This is a genomic window from Pantoea sp. X-Soil-TKNS-1279 (assembly GCF_059730565.1).
On record NZ_AP035949.1, the window covers coordinates 612,012 to 632,538 of the forward strand.

The window sequence follows — 20,527 nt, forward strand, 5'->3', positions numbered from 1 at the left end:
CCGCAGCGCATCCGCCAGGATGACGCTTACGTATTCTTTTATCGGAAGGAAGACGGTTTTGTCTGTTGTTCACTCTGCAGCACCGCGCGGCGCGGTGCTTAATCTGCTACGCCGCTTACATTTTTACATTGGCCTGTTTGTCGCTCCCTTTATCTTCGTTGCCGCCCTGAGCGGCACCTTATATGTGCTGACACCGCAACTGGAAAACCTGTTGTATAAAGATGCGCTGTACGTGCAACCCAACGGCGAGGCGCAGCCGTTGTCGGCGCAAATCACGGCTGCCCGTGCTTATGCCGGAGAGAACAAACGCATCTATGCGGTACGCCCGGCCCCCGAGGCCCGCGATACCACGCGGGTGCAATTTAGTGACCCGACGCTGGGGGCGTCACAATCGCGGGCGGTGTTTATCGATCCTTATACCTTGCAGGTGAAAGGCGATATGACGGTGTACGGCACCAGCGGCGTGTTGCCGCTGCGTACCACCCTGGACCTGCTTCACAGTAGCCTGCTGCTGGGTGATTTTGGGCGTAATTACAGTGAACTGGCGGCATCCTGGCTGTGGCTGGCCGCAGTGGGCGGCGTGCTGTTGTGGCTGGGTACGCGCCCGCGCCGTAAAGCGAAAGCACCGCGAGGACGTTTTGCCTTCAGCCGCCACTGGCATATCACCCTCGGCCTGACGTTGCTCCTTGGTTTGGTGTTTTTCTCGGTAACCGGGCTGACCTGGTCACAGTGGGCAGGCGGCAATATCGATCGCTGGCGTACCGAACTGAACTGGCTGACGCCGCAGGTCAACACGGCGCTGAATAACGATGAACCGACCCGTCCTGCCGATCCCCATGCCGACCATCAAAGTATGCCGGGGATGGATATGTCGACGATGGTGATGCCCGTACAACAGGGACCGGTGAACCGAGCTGATGCTGACTGGGACCGCGTACTCAACGCCGCGCGTGCCAACGGTATCTCAGCCGCCAAAGTTGAACTGCGTCAGCCGAAAAGCGTCGGTAAAGCCTGGACGGTGAGCGAAATTGATCGTAGCTGGCCAACTCAGGTAGATGCCGTTTCGGTTAATCCGCAGGATTTCACCATTGTCGATCATGTCTGGTTTGATCGCTTCCCGCTGGTTGCCAGGCTAACGCGCTGGGGGGTGGATGCGCATATGGGCGTGTTGTTCGGTTTGGCAAATCAGTTGTTGTTAGCGGCGTTTGGTCTTGGGTTGTGCACCATGATTGTACTGGGTTACCGCATGTGGTGGCTGCGCCGCCCGCAGCAGGCCGAAGCCAGCCCAACCCAAACCCTCACCGCCGCCTGGCTGGCGCTACCTCATTACGTGCAAGGTGCCTGCCTGTTGGTAGCGCTGGCGCTGGGCTATGCGTTGCCGGTGATGGGGATCAGCCTGCTGGCATTTTTGCTGGTCGATATTCTGCGCTGGCGCAAACAACAGCGCCAGCCGGTTGATCAACAGACGTTGCTGGCTTCCCAACAATCTCCGCTTGGCATTATTCGTGCGCGTTTTGCCGTGAAACGCAAGGAGATGCGCCATTTCCTCTATGGGCTGTGCGTGCTCGCGCTGATTGTGGGGACGGTGATCAGCAATGCCATCATTGGTGGGGTGATTGATCAATACGGTATTCCGTTCGGGCGTTGGTCGCTGGCAATGTATCTGACGCAGGGCTTTATGATTGCGCTGTATACCACGGTGTTTACCGCGCTGATGTCGATCCCACTGTGGTATTGGTTCCTTGGCGAGAAGGACGAGTCACAACAATAAACTTAACTGGCCATAGCGGCGCGCCGGAATCGCGCCGCTATGATTAACCTTAATGATTAAAAATCCGCTTTCAACACCACGCGATAATTGGCCTTACCGGCACGTACGTGATCGAGCGCCTTATTCACCTGCGACATCGGAAACTCTTCCACGGTTGGCGCGATATCGGCACGCGACGCCAGCTTCAGCAGCGCACGTAATTGTCCCGGCGAACCGGTCGACGAACCCGTGACCGCGCGATCGCCGACAATCAGACTAAACGCTGGCACTTCGAACGGCTTCATCACCGCGCCCACGGTGTGGAACTTGCCCTGACGCGCCAGCGCCTGGAAATACGGTGCCCAATCCAGATCCACCGCGACTGTGCTGATAATCAGATCGAACTGCCCGGCCAGCGCTTTCAACGCTTCAGGATCGCGGCTGTTCACCACACGATCGGCCCCCATCGCCAGAATAGAATCGGTTTTGGCCGCAGAGGAACTGAAAGCAGTGACTTCTGCCCCCATTGCTCGCAGCAATTTGATCGCCATATGCCCCAGGCCGCCAATACCAATCACACCGACACGGCTGGTGGCGGTGATGTTGTTCATCAGCAACGGTTTGAATACGGTAATGCCACCGCACAGCAACGGACCGGCGGTCGCGATGTCCAGCGCATCCGGTAGCGGAATCACCCATTGCCAGTTGGCACGCAAATGGCTGGCGAAACCACCGTGGTTATTAATGGTGGAGACTTTGCCATTCTCGCAGTTAACCTGATCGCCATTGATACAGGCGTCGCAGTGCTGGCAGCTTTTGGCCGTCCAGCCAATGCCAACACGCTGACCAAGGCGCAAGCCTTTATGCTGCGCCGCATCGCCCAATGCCACTACCCGGCCAATTACTTCGTGACCGGCAATCAACGGATAGGTTGAGCCGCCCCACTCGTTATCAATCATTGAAAGATCGGAATGGCAGACGCCACAGTAGTCCACCTCGACCTGCACATCCTCAGCAGCCAGTGGACCGGCATCGTATTCGTAAGGCACCAGCGCCTCACCCGCCTGCATGGCGGCATAGCTCGTAATTTTCATCGCTGTCCTCAGTGGTTGGTCTCTGATGACAGGAGTCTATCAAACCATCACCCATTTTTATGCCGAATAATCATGCGATTACGTCAGCACCTGCTGCTGTTGCGTTGAAAAGCACGCAGAGTTAAAGCGGATCGTGGTTGATTGGACTGCGAAAAGCATGACGTGCGGCTTCGATCAACTGGCTGGCGGTCACCGTAGGCGGTAACCGCGTCAACACCTTCATCGCCTGCCAGTAGCACAGCACCATCTCTTCATCGGTTTCATTTTCGGCCATTTCCCTTAACCGCCCACGCAGGGTTAACACATCCAGCGTTTGCTGCTCATCCACCATCTCCGCGATCGTTTGACTGATTACCTGATGGATGTTTTTCCAGGAAATATCGGCAAACACAGTAAACCTCTTTTTTGCTATCGGCTCCGGGCAAGTGAGTTTAAAGGCGCGGCGAACGCGGCGTCTGAAAGAGAGAAAGTAAGATAACTATAGTTGGTTATTTCACTCGCAGACGGCGCAGTGCCTGTCAATTTCGTAGCTCTCGGATCTATAACCTGATTTTTCTTTGGTACGGATTATGACGGAAGAGAATGGCTTTGTAACAAAAAAGCCTCAGCTTGTGCTGGTCGTCACCGCAACGCTTTGTCAAAGTAGGAAAACTTTTTCTCACTCAAGGGAGTCATGATGAGTCAGTCAACCGCATTGCATGCCGATCCACTGGTGTGGGGCCACGGCCCGAAGGTGTTTGAAGTGTTTCTTGAACCCACCTGCCCGTATTCCGTTCGCGCCTTTAATAAGTTCGATGCCTTGCTGAATCTGGTCGGCGAAGATCAGATGACGTTGAAAATCCGTTTGCAATCACAGCCCTGGCATATGTACTCCGGTCTGATTGTGCGCTATATCCTCGCGGCATCCACCTTGCCGGAAGGAAAAGCCGCCGCCAAAGCGGTGTTAAAAGCGGTGGCTGATCACCGTGAAGAGTTTGAGTTTGCCGATCACGCGCGTGGACCGAATATGGATACCACGCCAAATCAGATCATCGACCGTCTGGAGCAGTACAGCGGCATCAATGCCCGCGCGCCCTTTGACCGTGCCGAATTGCAGAATGAGATCAAATGGCACTGCAAATATTCGCGCCAGAACGGTATCCACGTTTCGCCAACCTTTATTGTCAATGGGCTGGTGCAACTGGATATTGGCAGCGGAGATGAGATTGAATCCTGGGCAAAACGCATCCTTGCCTGACCTTCAGGCCCGCCGGTGCGGGCCTTTCGCTATATTTCGCAATAGTTTACCCCTTGCCCTTAAGGGGGTATCCTGTTAATCGTTATTTACCTAATTATATAGCGAGAAATGGAATGCAATCTAAACTTCTTAGCGCGCTACTGCTCACCGCTGGCGCAACTGTCAGTCTCAATGCTCTGGCGAATACCGACATTCGCGTCACTTACGCCGGTTCGATGGGTAAAGTGATGGACCAGGCTTTAGGTCCAGCCTTTGCTAAAGAGCATAATGGCAACTATCAGGGTCAAGGTCAGGGCGCTTACGGTATGGCGCGGTTACTGGCGAGTAAGAAGATCACCGCCGATGTGTTTGTTTCCATCACCCCCGGCCCGATGCAGATCCTGAAGGATGCCGGATTGATTGACACCGCCGTCCCGGTCGCCAGTACCAGCATGGTGATCGCCTATAGCCCGAAAGGGAAATATGCCCAGCAATTCGCACACGCCAAAGGCAGCGATGCCAGCTGGCTGAAGGTACTGGCAACGCCAGGTCTGAAATTTGGCCGCACCGACCCCATTAACGATCCGAAAGGTCAGAACATCGTGTTTACCCTGCTGCTGGCTGAGAAGTATTACCATCAGCCGGGTATTGCAGAAAAAATCATGGGCGGCGTACAGAACCCGGCGCAAACTCATCTGGAAGGTGGCCTGCTGGCGCGTCTGGAAAGTGGACAGGTGGATGCCGCTGCCGGTTATGAAAGCGAAGTGATCTCCGCCCATCTGCCTTACATTGCCCTGCCGGATGAGATCAACCTCAGTAACCCGGATCAAGCCAAACAGTGGTATGACACCGTCAGCTTCCAGGTGAAAGACAGCCAGGGCAACGATAAAACGCTGCATACCCAGCCGATGGTGTACTACGCAGCCGTGCTGAAGAATGCCCCGAATGGCACCGCCGCCGGGAAAGCCTTCGTCGACTTTATGTTGAGCCAGCCGGGCCAGGCGCTGTTTAAACAGAATGGCTATGCCGCACCGAAAGGCGGAGCCTTGTACCCGCAATGAGAAAACGCCAGCCCACCGCTCTGTGGCTCTCCCTCCCTGCCTTACTGCTGCTGGCGGTGCCGTTCGTCACCCTGATTGGTGTGACGCACTGGCAACATCTGCGGCTGGCGTGGGGCGATAGCCATGCCATCGCCACGTCGCTCAGTTTGGGGGCGGTGGCCTTGCTACTGATTTTTATCAGCGGTTTACCGGTGGCCTGGTGGCTATCACAGGCGCGTGGCAAAGCGCGCCTGGTCGTGGAGTTGGTGGTGCTAATCCCTCTGTTGACGCCGCCGCTGGCAATGGGGATTTTGCTGGTCAGCGCCTATGGGCCTTACAGCCTGGCCGGCGAATTGCTTGGCCGTTTTGGTATGACGCTGGTGAATAACCCGGCAGCCTTTGTGCTGGCGCAATGGTATGGCGCACTGCCCTACTTTGTCACCGCCGCGCGTTCCGCCTTTGCCGGCGTACCAAAAGAGATTCTCGAAGCCGGACGTACCCTCGGCGCACCGCCCTGGCAACGTTTCTGGCGGCTTTCAGTACCGATTGCCGCGCCCGGTCTGGCTTCAGCGACCGCCCTCGCCTGGGTGCGCGTCATGGGTGAATTTGGCATTGTGATGATCTTTGCTTACTTTCCCCAAGGCATGCCGGTGCAACTCTACAACAACCTGCAAAATGACGGTGTCGATGCGGTTTACGTGCTGTTGTGGTTGCTGTTGTTTTTTACCCTGCCGGTGCCGCTGCTGTGTTTCGTCACTTCGCGACGGTTGCAGCAAGGGAAAAACGTGTTGGTTTAACATTATCCCGATCGCCAGCTCTCAACACGTCGCGCGCTTTCCGCCATCGCCTGTTTGATACTCTCCAGCAATTGCTCAACATCAAGCGGTTTGGTAAAGGAGGCAAAAGCATCCTGGCGAAAAGCTTCCGGGATATCATGATCGGCCATCATGATGACGGGCAGCAACGGATGCCGCCGCTTGTTCTCTTCCAGCCAACCGGGGCCATTAAAATCGGCGAGCGGGACATCAAGTAACAGACACCCCGAAAAAGGCTCCGCATCAGGGTCGGGCAGACAGGCTTCAAATCCGCCGAGTTCGGCAAAATCCACCACGTCGTAACCGAGCGTTTTTAACAGGAACGCGATGGATTCGCGTAATGGCGTATCGTCGTCCACCAGCCAGATTATTGCACTCATCAAACTACCCCGCAGTTGAAATATCAGCCTAATCCCGCGCCGCGAGGGCTGATAATAGTCTGCGCGTAGCCGCATCTCCACCAGATAAACAGCGTGCCGTGCCGCTTAATTTCCTTTAGTGATAGTTGCAATGATAAATAATAGTTCCACCTTAAAAAACAGTGACTTCTCCTCACATCAACAATAACGGACATGTCAGCTTGCGACTCCAGCAGTACGGTGGTCGCGTTATTTCAGCGCAGTGCTGATGAGAAGGGCGTCACTTTTTTTTATAACGAAATTTTTCAGACAACAGGAAGGTCAGGTGCGGGGAAAAATGCCTTCCCTGCACAGAAGGTCTCATCGTGTAGCGGCGCGATTTATCGCGCGGTTTTTTCCGGCAGTAAACACGAAATTGCGCGATAAATCGAGCCGCTACATATTAACTGTTGCGGTGCAGATGGCTGCTGACAAAGGCCTTACAACGTGGCGAGATCGGGTCACTGAACACCTGCTGCGGTGAGCCGGATTCTTCAATTTTACCCTGATGCAAAAACACCGCTTTATTGGAAACATCACGGGCAAAACCCATTTCATGGGTGACGATAATCATCGTACGCCCCTCTTCCGCCAGACCACGGATTACGCGCAGCACTTCACCCACCAGTTCCGGGTCCAGTGCTGAGGTGGGTTCATCGAACAGAATCGCCTTGGGCTGTTGCGCCAGGGCACGAGCAATCGCCACCCGCTGTTGCTGACCACCCGAAAGCTGCGACGGCCAGGCGTTGCGTTTCTCATACAGGCCAACTTTATGCAGCAACGCTTCGGCTTCCTCCAGCGCTTCTTTATGGCTGCGTTTCTGCACATGGACCGGCGCTTCCATGATGTTTTGCAACACGGTTTTATGCGGCCACAGGTTGAAACTCTGGAAGACAAAACCGAGCTGCATACGCATCAATTTGATGCTGCGACGCTGCTCGCGATTCAGCTTTTCATGCGGGTTATCGATGGTGACCAACTCATCACCCACCGCAATTTCACCGCCCTGCGGCACTTCGAGGAACGGAATACAGCGCAGCAAGGTACTTTTGCCCGAGCCGCTGGCACCAATCAGCGAAATCACGTCGCCGTCCTGCGCCGTCAGACTGATGTCGTGCAGCACTTCATGGCCACCGTAACTTTTTCTGAGATGGCTCAGGGCGATAGTCGGTTTGCTCATTAACGTGCTCCAGCGTAGTAAGGGGACAAACGGCGCTCCAGCAGCGCCACACCTTTGCTCACCAGCACGGTCAGCAGCAGGTAAATAATCGCCGCGCTGAGAAACACCTCCAGCGCGCGGAACGTCTCGGAGACAATCGAATCAGCAATTCCGGTCATCTCCATCAGGCTGATGGTACTGACCAGAGAGGTCGATTTGATCATCGAGATGATTTCATTGCTATACGCCGGCAGCGCCTGACGGATGGCAATCGGCAGCGTGATGCGCCGCAGGGTGGTGAAGCGCGACATGCCGCACACCTTCGCCGCTTCCAGCGATTGCACGCTTACCGCGTTCAAACCACCGCGCAGAATTTCTGAGGTATAAGCCGCATCATTAAGAATTAACGCGATCAGGCCACACCAGTAAGGATCACGCAGCAGCGGCCAGAAAATACTTTCGCGCACCGCCGGTAAGCTGCCGAGTCCGTAGTAGATCATAAAAATCTGGATCAGCAGCGGCGTACCGCGAAACAGCCAGACGTAAAAACGCGCCACGTAGCTGCCTGCTCGGTTCTGACGTAGCAGATTAAGCAGCAGCGCCAACACGCCACCGCCAACCAGCGACAGCACGGCAAGATTGAGCGTCAGCGGTAATCCGCGCAGCAGCGCCACCAGAGTGTGCTGCAAAAAGGAAAAATCCATCAGGCCTCCTTACAACCGGGCGCGTTGTTGCCCGCGCATGGCCACTTTTTCCACATAGCGAAAGACAAAATCGGAACAGGTGGTGATGATCAGATAAATCACCGCTCCCACGCTGTAAAAGAAGAACGGCATTTGCGTTGAGTTGGAGGCGGTCGAAATCTGGTTCATGGTTTCCACCAGGCCAGTGACCGAAACCAGGGCCGACTCTTTAATCACCGATTGCCACTGATTACCCATGCCGGGCAGCGCCGTTTTCAGCGCCTGCGGCACAATCATGCGGCGAAACATCATCAAACGGCCCATACCGGTGACGGTGGCCGCTTCCAGCGTGCCTTTCGGGATGGCGTAATACGCACCGCGAAACACGCCGCTTTGATAAGCACCGGAGATCAGGCCGATAGCGATGGCCCCGGCGACAAAGCCGTTTACATCGTAAGGGCCGGGGATATCGAGGATTTCACCAAAGAAGGCCACCACCTGGCGGCCACCAAAGTAAAACAGGTAAATCACCAACAGTTCCGGCACACCGCGAAACAGCGTGATGTAACCACCCGCCAGCTTTTGTTGCCAGCGCGATCCACCAATCTGCATCCAGCACAACAGGCTGCCAAGAATTGCGCCCAGCAGCCAGGCGCAGAGAGAAACGGTCACGGTGACGGTGGCGGCATTGAGCAGCACGCCGCCCCAGCCTTCGTCACCAAACCCTAACAGTTGCCAGTCGATAGTCATAAGCGTCAGGCATTACTCCGCAGGTGCGACGTTCTCGCCGAACCACTTGATAGAAAGCTGTTTCAGGGTGCCGTCTTTGATCATCGATACCAGCGCAGCATCCAGCGCGGCTTTCAATTCCGGGTTGTTTTTACGCAAGGCAATCGCCGAACCCTGACCCAGCACACCGCCGACAAAACCGTAGCCGGTGCTGTTTACGGTATCCGCGTGCTTTTTCACGTAGGCGTTGAGGTTGGTGCGTGACGCCATTACCGCATCAACACGACCATTCAGCAGGTCAGCGAAGGTTTCCGGGCCGCCCTGATAAGTACGGATGGTGGCAACATCGGCCAGGTATTTATTCAGGAAGTCAGCCTGAATGGTGGCAACCTGCACGGCAATGGTTTTGCCTTTGAATTTCGCGCGCAGCGCGTCGATGGCTTTGGTCATACCCGCTTCATCGCCCGCCGTGACCACTTCGTTGTTACCCGGCAGGGTATCCAGCGCACTGCCCTTCAGGGTCACGAAACCTGAAACGCTCACGGTGTACTGATGGGTAAAATCCACCACCTCTTCACGCTTCGGCGTAACGGTAACCGCATCAACCACTGCGTCATATTTGCCGTCTACCAGGCCTGGGATCATGCCAGACCATTTCTGCGCCACCAGCTCATATTTAAAGCCAACGCGCTTTGCCAGTTCCGCCACCATATCCGGCTCATAACCGACAATTTTGCCGCTCGGTGTGGACTGGTTAAACGGAGGATAAGCCGCCTCAGTAGCAAATTTCAGGGTGCCGAAATCTTTCGCCTGGACCAGAGCAGAAGAGGCAAGCAACAGCATGCCAACGGAAGCAGTAAAAAGCCCTTTACGCATCATAAAACCTCAAAGTTTGTTATTGATTGTTGGAGAGTAGATCGATGGCTAAACGGGCTAAAGCCTGAGTGCCTGCGTGAATACTGCGCTCGTCGGGCTGGTAGTCCGAGTTGTGCAGATGATCGTCGCGACCCGGTGCGCCAGAACCGATATGGATCTGGCAACCCGGCGCACGTTCGGTAAACAGCGAGAAATCCTCAGCACCGAAGCTGGCACTGGGTTTCGCCACAATCGTTTTACCGAACTGGTGCGACAGAATGGTTTCCAGCTGATCAATCAACGCATCATCATTCATCAGGGGCGGCACGCCGCGCTGATAATTGACCTCGATACGCGTGTTCAGCGCCAGCGCCACCCCGGCACAAATACGTTTAAACGCCGTCTCGATATGCGCGCGCGTGGCCGGTGATTTGGCACGTACCGTGCCCTGAATCAGGCAGCTATCTGGGACGATATTATGCGTGGTACCACCGTGAATATGGCCAACGGTCAGTACTGCTGAGTTCGACGGGTCGACTTCACGCGAGATGATGGTCTGCAACTGGGTAATCAGATGCACGGCAGCGATAATCGGGTCGGTCCCCATATGCGGGCGTGCCGCATGGGTAGAGACGCCGTGCACTACCAAATCAAACTCATCGCTGGATGCCGTGCTGGCCCCGCGCGTCAGACCGATTTCACCGGCCGCCAGCTCAGGTTTGTTGTGCAGCGTCACCGCCAGATCGATGCCATCGGCAGCACCGTCAGCAATCATCGCTTCCGCGCCACTTTCTGGCGTCTCTTCGGCGGGTTGAAAAATCAGGCGTACAGTGCCATGCAACTGGTGGCGGTAATGCGGCAGGATCGCCGCCACGCCCAACATGGTTGCGGTATGAATATCGTGCCCGCAGGCGTGCATTTTACCGGGATAGTTGCTGCTGAAGGGCAATCCGGTTTGTTCGTGAATTGGCAACGCGTCCATATCGGCGCGCAGCAGCAAGGTCTTGCCGGGATACTCACCTTTGATATCCACCATCACACCGGTTTTGCCGACGCCGGTTTGTGGCGTCAGGCCCAGTGCCAGCAGTTCCTGCTCAACAATTTTTGCGGTGCGGATGGTATCGAAACCCAGTTCCGGGTGGGCGTGAATATCACGGCGGATAGCGATGAGATGCGCTTCGAGGCTTTCGCTTCTGGCGCTGATTTCCCGAGCCAACGTGGCTTTATGGTCTGTCATAAGTGCGGTGTTCTTTTCTCAGGCTTACGCCCGGCCTTTATGGCATTTTTATGAAGAAAGTCTCTGTATTTATTCACAGCCCCTGGCAGAATGCAACGCGCAATCTCGCGGGTTACTTGCTGAATTTTCGTGATATTTTGCTAATCCCCTGCGAAAGCAGGATAAAAAACCGCGTCAGGCAAATGAACCAGTTATAACATTCATAACTGGCCCGGAATCATCAGCATTTCTGATTTTGTTACCGAACAAAAAATCCCATCGCAATCGGACCCGCCCGGCCACTCATTTCACGCTCTATCGACGGTGGCGTGACGCGCGGCGTGTAGAATCCATGCCACACTGCTGGCGAGCCTGAGAGCGCCATCCCTGGGTTCAACCGCGTGATACGCGGGGACGACCGACTTTCAGGCTGGCGATTTCAGCCTGAAATTCGCAAAAAGCGTTGCGGTGTATCGCCGAGTAAACGGCGGAACATGGAGATAAAGGCGCTGGGACTTTGATAGCCAAGCTGACTGGCAATGCGTAACACCGGCTGGCCCTGCGCCAGTTGGACCAACGCTTCCGACAAACGTAACTGCTGTCGCCATTGGGTAAAGGTGATACCAGTTTGATCGCGGAACAACCGCGCGAGAGTCCGTGAACTGGCGCCAACACGACTGCCCCACTCCTCCAGCGTGTCACTGCTGGCCGGGCTTTGCAGTAGCTGCTGGCAAATGTTCATCAGGCGACGATCCGCGGGTAACGGTAATACACACACCGGACCCTCCGGGGCGCGGCGCAATTCATCCAGTAGCAGCGGCGTTACCAGTTCAACACGCTGTAGATCGGGATGTGGCTGCAACCCAATCTCCACCAGCGTCTGCATCAACGCCTGGAGTAGCGGCGAAATCATCATGCTGTGCGCTTCCGGCCAAAAGGCGCGTGCCACTACCGGTTCCAGATACAAACTCAGACTGCGAATATCGCTTAACGCCGTCAGCGCATGAGGAACCGTGCCCGGCAGCCATAACGCCCTGCCAGGCGTTAAGGTCCAGGATGCGGTGTGCGTCTGTACCCGCATCACCCCCTGTAAACACAACACCAGTTGTGCCACTTCATGCGCATGCCAGCGCTCCTCACGTCCCGCGTGATAATGCATTTCCCGTGTGGTCAATAACGGTAGCGCCGGGGAATCGTCAGCTAACCGTGGTTTGTTCAATACCATCTCACCCAATCCTGTCAGATTGCCGATTGCTGTCTGCTCTGCGTCATTCCGGTGTGTGGTGTCGCAAAGCCGCCAGCGGGGCGCTATGAAATAAAATAGGAATGATTATCATTTGTATCACTATTTTAGGGTATTGGACTATATCGGGGATTAATTTAATGCGTCATCGCACTTTTCAGCGCACACCGCTGAGCGCAATGCTGCTGATTCTGTTCAGCAGCGCACCTGCATGGGCCGCAGATAACAATAATACGCACGACACCACGCTGACCGTCACCGCCAATAATAATGTCGATAGCGATGGCGGCGATGCCGATAGCTGGAACCAGGTGGCGAAGAAAGCCGATTCTGTCACCAAAAGCAGCCGTCCGTTAATCGAAACGCCGCAAAGTATTTCGGTGATCACCCAGGCGCAGATGGCCTCACAAGGCGCGTTGAACGTGGCGCAGGCGTTGCGCTACAACAGCGGGATCGGCTCAGAGGGCGGCGGTGCGGATTATCGTTTTGATGACATCACCATTCGCGGCTTTTCAGCCGATGAGTTTCTCGATGGCCTGCGCTTGCCGACGGTGACGTACTGGTCGCGTCCGAATTTCGATACTTTCCTGCTGGATCGCGTCGAAGTGGTCAAAGGCCCGGACTCCGTCACCTTTGGTCAGGCCAGCCCTGGCGGTGTGGTCAATATGGTAAGCAAGCGCCCCACCGCCGAACCGATCCACCAGATTTTTGTCAGTACCGGCAGCCATAATCTGTTTGAAACCGGGTTAGATCTCTCAGGCGCGCTGGATAATGATGAACATTGGTTAGGACGCATTACCGGAACCTGGTCACGCAGCGATACTCAGGTCGATTACACTAAATACAAGCACTATGACATCGCCCCGGCGCTGACCTGGCAGCCCAATGATGACACGCGGCTGACGCTGCTTTCCCAATTCCGCAAGGACCCTTACACCGGTTTTTACAACCAAATGCCGCTGGAAGGCAGCCTGATCCACCTGGCTCAGGGGAATTTCTCCGACAACTTCTACGGCGGTCAGCCCGGTTTTGATTACTATCGCCGTGAGCAGGCCAGTGTTGGCTACGACTTTATGCACAAATTCGATGACACCTGGAGCGTGCATCAGAATCTGCGTTATCTGCATACCAGCAGCGATTATCAGATGGTCTATCCCACCGGCACCAACGTCGATGGTTCGGCCACCGTCAGCCGCGACAGTATGCGCATCATCGAGTCCTTTAACGCCTTTGATGTTGATACCAATGTGCAGGGCAACCTCTACACCGGCCCGGTTAATCATGCCATCACGCTGGGGATGGATTATGTACATGACGATCTGCGACAAAACAGCGGCTACGGTACTGCGTCCGATATCAGCTATCTCAACCCGGATTACAGTACTCCGGTGGCCAGTCCATCGATTGACTACCACAACCGTTCCTTTATGACCCAGCTTGGTTTCTACGTGCAGGACAGCATGAAGTGGAACCACTGGATCCTGAACCTCGGTGGCCGTTATGACCAGGCGCAGAGTCGGGCGCAGAACTGGAACACCGGAACCCGCACCGAGTTGAACGACTATGCAACCACCGGACGTGCCGGATTGATGTACCATTTTGATAACGGTATCGCCCCCTATATCAGCTACGGTACGTCGTTCCAGCCACAGTCGGGCACCACTTACGGCGGGGACCCCTTCAAACCGACTAAAGGCAAACAATCGGAAGTGGGTATCAAGTATCAGCCGAATGGCTTTAATGCGTTGTTCAGCGCTGCGCTTTACGACCTGCGTCAGACCAATGTACTGACTGCTGACCCGGATCACGTCAACTACTCGGTGCAGACCGGTGAGATTCGTTCGCAGGGCTTCGAGCTGGAAGGCAAAGCCAATATTACTTCGCGCTGGCTGGTGAATGCGTCATATGCATTGACCAACCCGAAAGTGATCTCAGCAAACGATGATACCGAAGGCAAACAGCCGGTGGCGATTGCGCGCCAGACCGCCAGTCTGTGGACCGAGTACGCGTTACCCGGCATCTTCGATGGCATCACCCTCGGCGGCGGCGCCCGCTATGTCGGCACCAACTACGCGACCACCGACAACAGCCTGAAAGTCCCGGCCAGAACCATCTACGATGCGATGATGCGTTATCGCTGGCAGGAGTGGCAGTTGGCGCTAAATCTGCAAAACCTGACAGATAAACAGTACATCAGTAACTGTAACGATCTTGGTTGCCACTTTGGCCTGCGCCGCCAGTTGATCGCCACGGTGAGTTATCAGTGGTAATCCGTCGTCGGCAACTGATCCAGGGCGCGCTGGCAAGCGCTGCCCTGCTTTCATTTCCACTGCGGGCCGCCAGCGCGCCCCGCTGGGTGATCCTCGATTGGGGATTAACCGAAATGGCGCTATTGCTCGGTATCACGCCGGTGGGGGTTGCGGCGACCGACTGGTATCGCCGCCTGTTTAGCCAGCCAACATTGCCGTCACAGGTGGTCGATGTCGGCCTGCTATTTCAGCCCAACTATGAAACCTTGTTTGAGCTGCGCCCCACTCAGTTGCTGGTGACGCCCGCGCACCGCATGGCTGAAGCGCAGTTATCGCGTATCGCCCCGCTGCATTACTTTGCGACTTACAGCCCACATCCCTGGCAGCAGACGCAGCAAAATCTGCACGCATTGGCCGAACTGGCAGGGGATCCCGGTCAGGCTAATCGCGTGATGGCCACCCTGCTGGCACGTCTTAATCAGGCACGTCAGCGCGCCGCACATTTTCAGCCTCGTCCCCTCTATCTGCTGCATCCGCTGGATACCCTGCATGTACTGGCGTTCGGACCGGGTAGTTTGTTCAATGACATGCTGGCGTTGCTGGGCCTGGGTCATCACGTCCCGTTTGCCGTAGGTGCGCAGGGCGTGGCAACGCTGGAACTGGAGCAACTGGCGCAAATGCCACCTGGCTGGCTGGTGCTGCTGCCGTCCTGGCCGGAAGTGGATCTTAGCCCGATGCTGACCTCTCCGTTGTGGCATACCCTGATGCGTGGCGGCCATCAGAGAGTGGTTCTGCCAGATGGGCTATCGACGGAAGGCGGCGTACTCACGGCGGTGCGTTTTGCCGAAACGCTGGTGAACGCGCTACAGGAAGCCCACGCATGACCGGACGACATCCAGGCTGGCTCTGTGGTTTGCTGTTTGCCGTCGCGCTGGCCCTCAGCCTGCATCAAATCCATCAACAACTGACGTGGTCAGCCGCCTGGCAAGCGCTACAGGGCAGCGTACAACTCAGCCTTGTACAACAGATCTTCAGCCAGATGTGGCTACCGCGCCAGGGCATGGCGTGGCTGTGCGGCCTGGCGCTCGGCTTTACCGGCGTGGTGATGCAACAAGCATTACGCAATCCACTGGCCGAACCGATGACGTTAGGTATCGCCTCCGGGGCCACGCTGGCATTGTCGCTGGCCGCGCTAATTGGTCCGTCATGGTTGCTGGCCGGACGTGAATGGGTGGCGTTCAGCGGTGCGCTGCTCGCCTTTGCCGTGGTGTTTCTGCTGAGTTTGCGCCAGGGTTTCACCCCCCTGGCGCTGACGCTGGCGGGTATGCTGGTCAATCTCTATTGCGGATCGGTCAATCTGCTGCTGTCAGTGATTTATGACCGTTCGCTGGCCGCCGTATTTATCTGGGGGGGTGGCACGCTGGCGCAGGAAAACGCCAGCCAGCTAGCGTGGTTACTGCCAAGGGTCGTGATAGCCGCGCTGCCAGTATGCTTTATTCTGCGCCCGCTGCGGCTGTTGACACTGAATGAACAGGTGAGCCGCTCCATTGGTCTGCCTGCCGGCATCGTGCGTGGCGTGGCGTTGTTGTCGGCGTTAGTGATCAGCAGCCTGGTCATCAGCGTGGTGGGTGTGATTGGTTTTATTGGCCTCGCCGCCCCCCATCTTGCCGTGCTGGCCGGGGCAAAAACTTTACGACAAAAACTGATCTGGTCACCGCTGCTGGCCGCCGGTCTGCTGTGGTTAACCGATCAGGGCGTTAGCCGTCTTAACGGTATTAGCGGCCTGCTGTTGCCCACCGGGATGATGACGGCGCTGGCGGGTGGCCCGTTGCTGTTGTGGTTTTTACCCCGTCTGCGCCATATTTTCCAACCCGATGTCAGTGAACCACACCAGCCCCCCTACCCTGACGCTCGCTATACGCTGCTGCCGGTCGCGCTGCTCTTTTGTCTGATGCTGGCGGTGTCGCTCGATTTTGCCCGTGGTATTCACGGCTGGCAGTGGAGTTCCCTTAACGAACTGCGGGCGATGCTACCGTTCCGCCTGCCACGTCTGCTGGCGGCGATCTCCGCCGGGATGTTGCTGGCGGCAGCAGGCGTGATTATTCAGCGCATCAGCCGCAACCCGATGGCCAGCCCGGAACTGTTGGGGATTGGCGCGGGTGCTGCGCTCGGAATCACCGTGCAGTTGCTGCTGTGGCCGCTGGGTGGCGTCGTCGCCATGCTGGCAAGCAGTGCGGTGGGTGCGTTACTGACGCTGGCACTGACCTTGTGGCAGGCGCGCCACTACGCGCTGAATCCACAACGGATGTTATTGAGCGGGTTGGCGATCACGGCGTTGTTCCAGTCAGTCGCAGCGGTGGTACTGAGTAATAACGGCATGGCAGCCGCGATGTTACGCCAACTGATGACCGGTTCAACCTACTATGTTAACGCCAGTACCGCGGGTATTGCGCTGGTGCTGGCACTGCTGTTGCTGGCGCTGACGCCGTTGCTGAGGCGGGCTTTACTGTTGTTACCCTTGAGCAGCATATCCCCCTCGCTGGGGCTTGATGTGACGCAGGCGCGCCTGCTGTTGATGGTGTTGGCGGCCGCCATGACCGGCGTCGCAACCTTAATCGTCGGCCCGCTGTCGTTTATTGGCCTGCTCGGTCCACAACTGGCACGGCAACTGGGCGCGCGCCGACCGCTCCAACAACTGACGCTGGCAGTGCTGATCGCGGCAGTGTTAATGATGCTGGCTGACTGGGCAGGCAATAATCTTTTGTATCCACGACAAATTCCGGCCGGACTGATGGCAACGTTGATTGGCGGCCCGTGGCTGGCGCTGCTGCTATGGCGTCCGCTGAATAGTACAAACTCATAGGAGATGAGGTGGCGATTTACCTGATGTTACTGCGCACCACCGGTGCGCTGTTTTTTCTCGCGCTCGGTTGTAGCGTGGTGGGCGGTTTAAGCAATGCCGGACTACTGGCGCTGATCAACCAGGGACTCAACGCCAGCGATGCGCAACGTTTACAGCTGGCGTGGCAATTTGCCCTGCTGGCGTTACTGATGCTTGGTACCCGCACCCTGAGTCAGTCGCTGTTTATGGCAATGGGGCAGCGTAGCAAAGCACAGTTGCGCCGGATGCTGGTGCAGCAGGTGGCCGATGCACGCTACGCCGATCTGGAGACACACGGCATGCCGCGCGCGCTCAGTATCCTGACGCAGGATCTCGATCAGGTGGTGGTGTTTTTTGTCTCGCTGCCCGCGTTCATTATGTCGCTGGCGGTGATTGTCGGCTGCATGGCGTATCTGGGCTATCTGTCGCTGCCGGTGATGGCGATTGCTATCGTGACCGTATTTATCGGCTCACTGGGTTACAGTTGGGTGCATCGCCGCGCTCTGCAACTGATGCGTCAGTCACGCCAGCGCGAAGAAACCCTGACTGGCGATGTTAACGCACTGTTCAGCGGAGCCAAAGAACTGCGCCTGCACGCCGCACGCAAACAAGCGTTTCTGCACAACCGCTTGTTTACCACCATTGAACAGGTACGCGTCGAGCGCACACGCGGTTATGTGTTGTACTCGCTGGCGAACATCTGGGCCAGCGTGTTCTTTTTTGCTTTTATCGGCGTGGTGATGTTTTTGCTGGCGCAGGTGCTGGATCTGCGTGGCGCAGTGCTTTCGGGTTTCGCGATGGTGTTTCTTTATATGATTGTGCCGATTGAGAGCGCCCTCTCCACTTTGCCAAGCCTGACGCTGACCCAGGTTGCCCTGAAACGCATCAATACCATGCAGCAGCAACTGCCGCCGGAGCAAACTCACGTCGACACACCACCGTCGACCTTTCACACGCTGGCGCTGCGCGAGCTGATCTATCATCACGGCACACCAAACGGCTTTCAGGTTGGGCCTATTTCATTGCAATTCACTCCCGGCGAGTTGGTGTATCTCACCGGGGGCAACGGTAGCGGCAAAACGACCCTCGCCCGGCTTATCACCGGCCTGTATCAACCTGATGGCGGCGCGTTGCTGCTCGACAATGTCGCCGTCACCGACGCCAACCGCGCACGCTATCGTCAGTTGTTCTCGGCGGTGTTTAACGATTTTCATCTGTTTGATGATTTACAGGGGATTGATGTCACGCGCTGGAATGACGAGGCGCAGCAATTGCTGACAGCCTTGCAGCTACAGCACAAAGTCACGCTGGAAAACGGCGTGTTTTCCACGCTGGCGCTTTCCACCGGACAGCGCAAACGGCTGGCGCTGCTGGTGGCATGGCTGGAAGATCGTCCGTTCTATCTGTTTGACGAGTGGGCCGCCGATCAGGACCCGGCGTTTCGCGAGGTGTTTTATCATCAACTGTTGCCCGCGCTTAAAGCCCGCGGCAAGACGGTGCTGGTGATCACCCATGACGATCGCTATTTTCACCTCGCCGATCGCTGCCTGAAACTGGAACTGGGCCAATTGATTAACGCTTAAGGCGCTCCCCTGCCTTTTCGCTCGCCGCACGACGGCGGGCGATGAACGCGGCCATCTGCTGTTGGGCCTGTGTCAGCCTTTCCGCTGAAGCGCTGCGCGGTGAACCGCTATCGAAAGGCGGTGCGGGGTCGTATTCCATCTGCAACTGAATAGCCTCCGCCGCATCACGTCCCAGGAGTTCCTCAGCCACCGTCAGCGCAAAATCGATGCCCGAGGTGACACCCGCACCGGTAATACGGTTGCGGTCACGCACCACACGCTCTTGCACCGGCGTTGCGCCAAACAAACTGAGCTGATCAATCGATCCCCAATGTGAAGTGGCGCGATAGCCCTGCAACAACCCTGCCGCCCCTAACACCAGCGACCCGGTACAAACCGACGTGACCCACTGCGCGTTTTCCGCCACACGACGCACAAAGGCCAACGTCTCTTCATCGTCCATCAGGGCAATCTGGCCCGGCCCGCCGGGGATACAGATCAGATCCAGCGGTGGGCAATCCGCGAAGGTGGTCGTCGGCAACATAGCCAGACCACGGTCAGACATCACAGGCTGACGGTCTTTCCACACCAGATAGTTGCTGACGCCTGGCATACGGGCAAACACTTCCCACGGACCAGTCAGATCAAGTTGCGTCAGTTCCGGGAAAAGCAGCAGACCAATATTGAAGGGGGTGGACATTGCCATGAGCGACTCCAGGGAGGGAATTATCGACTTATCATGGACTTGTTTGGGGAAAGTTGCATCTGGTTTGATTGGGCGAATTTTAAACTATTGAACACAGATATAATACTAAGCACCATAGATGTGTTTTCCCGGGCAAGGAAGCTCCACTCAAACTTCAACAAGGAAGCGTTATGGCAAATTACGTATTGCGTCCATTCGACAGAAGCCTTAAGAGTGTTGGAATTGACGACGAAAAGTTATGCAACGCGGCACGGGAACTCAGAGCCGGTCAGTTTGAAGCGAATCTGGGCGGTAATCTCTACAAAAAACGGATACCGCTGATGCGTGGTAAAAGTTGCGGCGCGCGCGATCATTGCATTTAAATCAGACAACGATTTGTTTTTCGTTAATGGCTGGATAAACAACGTCGTGAAGAAAGGCTGTAAAGAGATCCCTGATGATGTTCTGGTGTTCTAAAAAGCCATCGCGATACAAATACTGAGCATGACGCCAGAGCAGACACAAATAGCCTTAAAGGCAGGGAAAATGAGAGAGGTTAGGTGTGATGATTGATCATCTTAAAGATTTGCAGGAAATTGCTCACGACTTCAACGAAATCGGTGTGATTTCCGATGATCTGGTAAAACAGATTGATGCCCGAGTACAGTTACGTGAACTACGTGCCAGTCTTCCGGTGATTAAAGAGATGAACGGCGAAACCATACGTTCTTTACGCGATCGCTTCCATCTCAGTCAGGCCATGCTGGCGCTGTATGTAAATATGTCGGTTGTCACTGTATCTAAATGGGAACGCGGTGAAAAAAAACCTAATGGTGCCGCATTGCGGGTACTAAATACGATGGCGATTAAGGGGCCTGACGTGTTCGCGATCTGAATTTGTATTCATTCGTAGCGGCGCGATTTATCGCGCGTTGTTTAAACAGCGCGATAA

20 protein-coding genes are annotated in these 20,527 nt (G+C 56.0%); 10 read left to right on the forward strand and 10 right to left on the reverse strand.

Annotation, left to right across the window (positions count from 1 at the left end; translation table 11 throughout):
- Positions 1–19: 19 nt before the first annotated feature.
- Positions 20–1,771 (forward strand): DUF2534 family protein, encoded by a 1,752-nt coding sequence (locus AC6I8N_RS23010; RefSeq protein WP_497830897.1) that lies wholly within the window; start codon positions 20–22, stop codon positions 1,769–1,771.
- Between the two features lie 56 nt (positions 1,772–1,827).
- On the opposite strand, the gene ahr is transcribed toward AC6I8N_RS23010, so the two are convergent.
- Entirely contained in the window at positions 1,828–2,844 is a 1,017-nt protein-coding gene (gene ahr / locus AC6I8N_RS23015) for an NADPH-dependent aldehyde reductase Ahr (RefSeq protein WP_208725999.1), read from the reverse strand.
- 121 nt (positions 2,845–2,965) lie between these two features.
- Positions 2,966–3,235 carry a hypothetical protein gene (locus AC6I8N_RS23020; RefSeq protein ID WP_013511221.1) on the reverse strand — a complete coding sequence of 90 codons (270 nt, stop codon included), beginning with the start codon at positions 3,233–3,235 and terminating at the stop codon, positions 2,966–2,968.
- 285 nt (positions 3,236–3,520) lie between these two features.
- Between AC6I8N_RS23020 and AC6I8N_RS23025 the strand changes: the two genes are divergently transcribed.
- The 3 genes from AC6I8N_RS23025 to AC6I8N_RS23035 all read left to right on the forward strand — a co-directional run bounded on the left by AC6I8N_RS23025 (position 3,521) and on the right by AC6I8N_RS23035 (position 5,897).
- Positions 3,521–4,081, forward strand: coding sequence for a DsbA family protein (locus AC6I8N_RS23025; protein WP_208726553.1), 561 nt, complete (start codon positions 3,521–3,523; stop codon positions 4,079–4,081).
- Between the two features lie 113 nt (positions 4,082–4,194).
- Complete coding sequence (locus AC6I8N_RS23030) at positions 4,195–5,121, forward strand: extracellular solute-binding protein (RefSeq protein WP_208726001.1); 927 nt, start codon at positions 4,195–4,197, stop codon at positions 5,119–5,121.
- A complete protein-coding gene (locus AC6I8N_RS23035; RefSeq protein ID WP_497830898.1) occupies positions 5,118–5,897 on the forward strand; it encodes a molybdate ABC transporter permease subunit in 780 nt (259 codons plus the stop codon). The genes AC6I8N_RS23030 and AC6I8N_RS23035 overlap by 4 nt, the downstream gene beginning before the upstream one ends.
- A 2-nt stretch (positions 5,898–5,899) precedes the next feature.
- Here AC6I8N_RS23035 and AC6I8N_RS23040 read toward each other — a convergent pair whose 3' ends face one another.
- From AC6I8N_RS23040 to AC6I8N_RS23070, 7 genes are all read right to left on the reverse strand, one after another.
- Complete coding sequence (locus AC6I8N_RS23040) at positions 5,900–6,295, reverse strand: response regulator transcription factor (RefSeq protein WP_497830899.1); 396 nt, start codon at positions 6,293–6,295, stop codon at positions 5,900–5,902.
- 421 nt (positions 6,296–6,716) lie between these two features.
- Positions 6,717–7,493: an ABC transporter ATP-binding protein gene (locus AC6I8N_RS23045; RefSeq protein WP_013511216.1), complete on the reverse strand. Its 777-nt coding sequence runs from the start codon at positions 7,491–7,493 to the stop codon at positions 6,717–6,719.
- Positions 7,493–8,176: an ABC transporter permease gene (locus AC6I8N_RS23050; protein WP_415175452.1), complete on the reverse strand. Its 684-nt coding sequence runs from the start codon at positions 8,174–8,176 to the stop codon at positions 7,493–7,495. The genes AC6I8N_RS23045 and AC6I8N_RS23050 overlap by 1 nt, the downstream gene beginning before the upstream one ends.
- A 9-nt stretch (positions 8,177–8,185) precedes the next feature.
- Entirely contained in the window at positions 8,186–8,905 is a 720-nt protein-coding gene (locus AC6I8N_RS23055) for an ABC transporter permease (RefSeq protein ID WP_208726006.1), read from the reverse strand.
- A gap of 12 nt (positions 8,906–8,917) precedes the next feature.
- The gene (locus AC6I8N_RS23060; RefSeq protein WP_208726007.1) at positions 8,918–9,763 is read right to left on the reverse strand and encodes a transporter substrate-binding domain-containing protein; all 846 of its coding nucleotides are present in this window, start codon (positions 9,761–9,763) and stop codon (positions 8,918–8,920) included.
- Between the two features lie 16 nt (positions 9,764–9,779).
- The gene (locus AC6I8N_RS23065) at positions 9,780–10,976 is read right to left on the reverse strand and encodes a M20 metallopeptidase family protein (protein ID WP_208726008.1); all 1,197 of its coding nucleotides are present in this window, start codon (positions 10,974–10,976) and stop codon (positions 9,780–9,782) included.
- Between the two features lie 418 nt (positions 10,977–11,394).
- On the reverse strand, positions 11,395–12,180 hold the full coding sequence (locus tag AC6I8N_RS23070; protein WP_208726009.1) for an AraC family transcriptional regulator: 786 nt from the start codon (positions 12,178–12,180) through the stop codon (positions 11,395–11,397).
- A gap of 158 nt (positions 12,181–12,338) precedes the next feature.
- On the opposite strand from AC6I8N_RS23070, the gene AC6I8N_RS23075 reads away from it, so the two are divergent.
- The 4 genes from AC6I8N_RS23075 to AC6I8N_RS23090 are packed head-to-tail and all read left to right on the forward strand — an operon-like array spanning position 12,339 to position 18,911.
- A complete protein-coding gene (locus AC6I8N_RS23075) occupies positions 12,339–14,468 on the forward strand; it encodes a TonB-dependent siderophore receptor (protein WP_497830900.1) in 2,130 nt (709 codons plus the stop codon).
- Complete coding sequence (locus AC6I8N_RS23080; RefSeq protein WP_497830901.1) at positions 14,462–15,331, forward strand: ABC transporter substrate-binding protein; 870 nt, start codon at positions 14,462–14,464, stop codon at positions 15,329–15,331. The genes AC6I8N_RS23075 and AC6I8N_RS23080 overlap by 7 nt, the downstream gene beginning before the upstream one ends.
- Positions 15,328–17,310 (forward strand): Fe(3+)-hydroxamate ABC transporter permease FhuB, encoded by a 1,983-nt coding sequence (fhuB, locus tag AC6I8N_RS23085; protein WP_497830902.1) that lies wholly within the window; start codon positions 15,328–15,330, stop codon positions 17,308–17,310. The genes AC6I8N_RS23080 and fhuB overlap by 4 nt, the downstream gene beginning before the upstream one ends.
- 8 nt (positions 17,311–17,318) lie before the next feature.
- Positions 17,319–18,911 (forward strand): cyclic peptide export ABC transporter, encoded by a 1,593-nt coding sequence (locus AC6I8N_RS23090; protein ID WP_497830903.1) that lies wholly within the window; start codon positions 17,319–17,321, stop codon positions 18,909–18,911.
- Here the strand turns inward: AC6I8N_RS23090 and AC6I8N_RS23095 are convergent.
- Positions 18,901–19,590, reverse strand: coding sequence for a DJ-1/PfpI family protein (locus AC6I8N_RS23095; protein WP_497831148.1), 690 nt, complete (start codon positions 19,588–19,590; stop codon positions 18,901–18,903). The two genes, AC6I8N_RS23090 and AC6I8N_RS23095, sit on opposite strands and share 11 nt — an antisense overlap.
- A gap of 176 nt (positions 19,591–19,766) precedes the next feature.
- Between AC6I8N_RS23095 and AC6I8N_RS23100 the strand changes: the two genes are divergently transcribed.
- Positions 19,767–19,958 carry a type II toxin-antitoxin system RelE/ParE family toxin gene (locus AC6I8N_RS23100; RefSeq protein WP_497830904.1) on the forward strand — a complete coding sequence of 64 codons (192 nt, stop codon included), beginning with the start codon at positions 19,767–19,769 and terminating at the stop codon, positions 19,956–19,958.
- Positions 19,959–20,140: 182 nt separating this feature from the next.
- Positions 20,141–20,470 carry a helix-turn-helix domain-containing protein gene (locus AC6I8N_RS23105; protein WP_497831149.1) on the forward strand — a complete coding sequence of 110 codons (330 nt, stop codon included), beginning with the start codon at positions 20,141–20,143 and terminating at the stop codon, positions 20,468–20,470.
- Positions 20,471–20,527 lie beyond the last annotated feature (57 nt).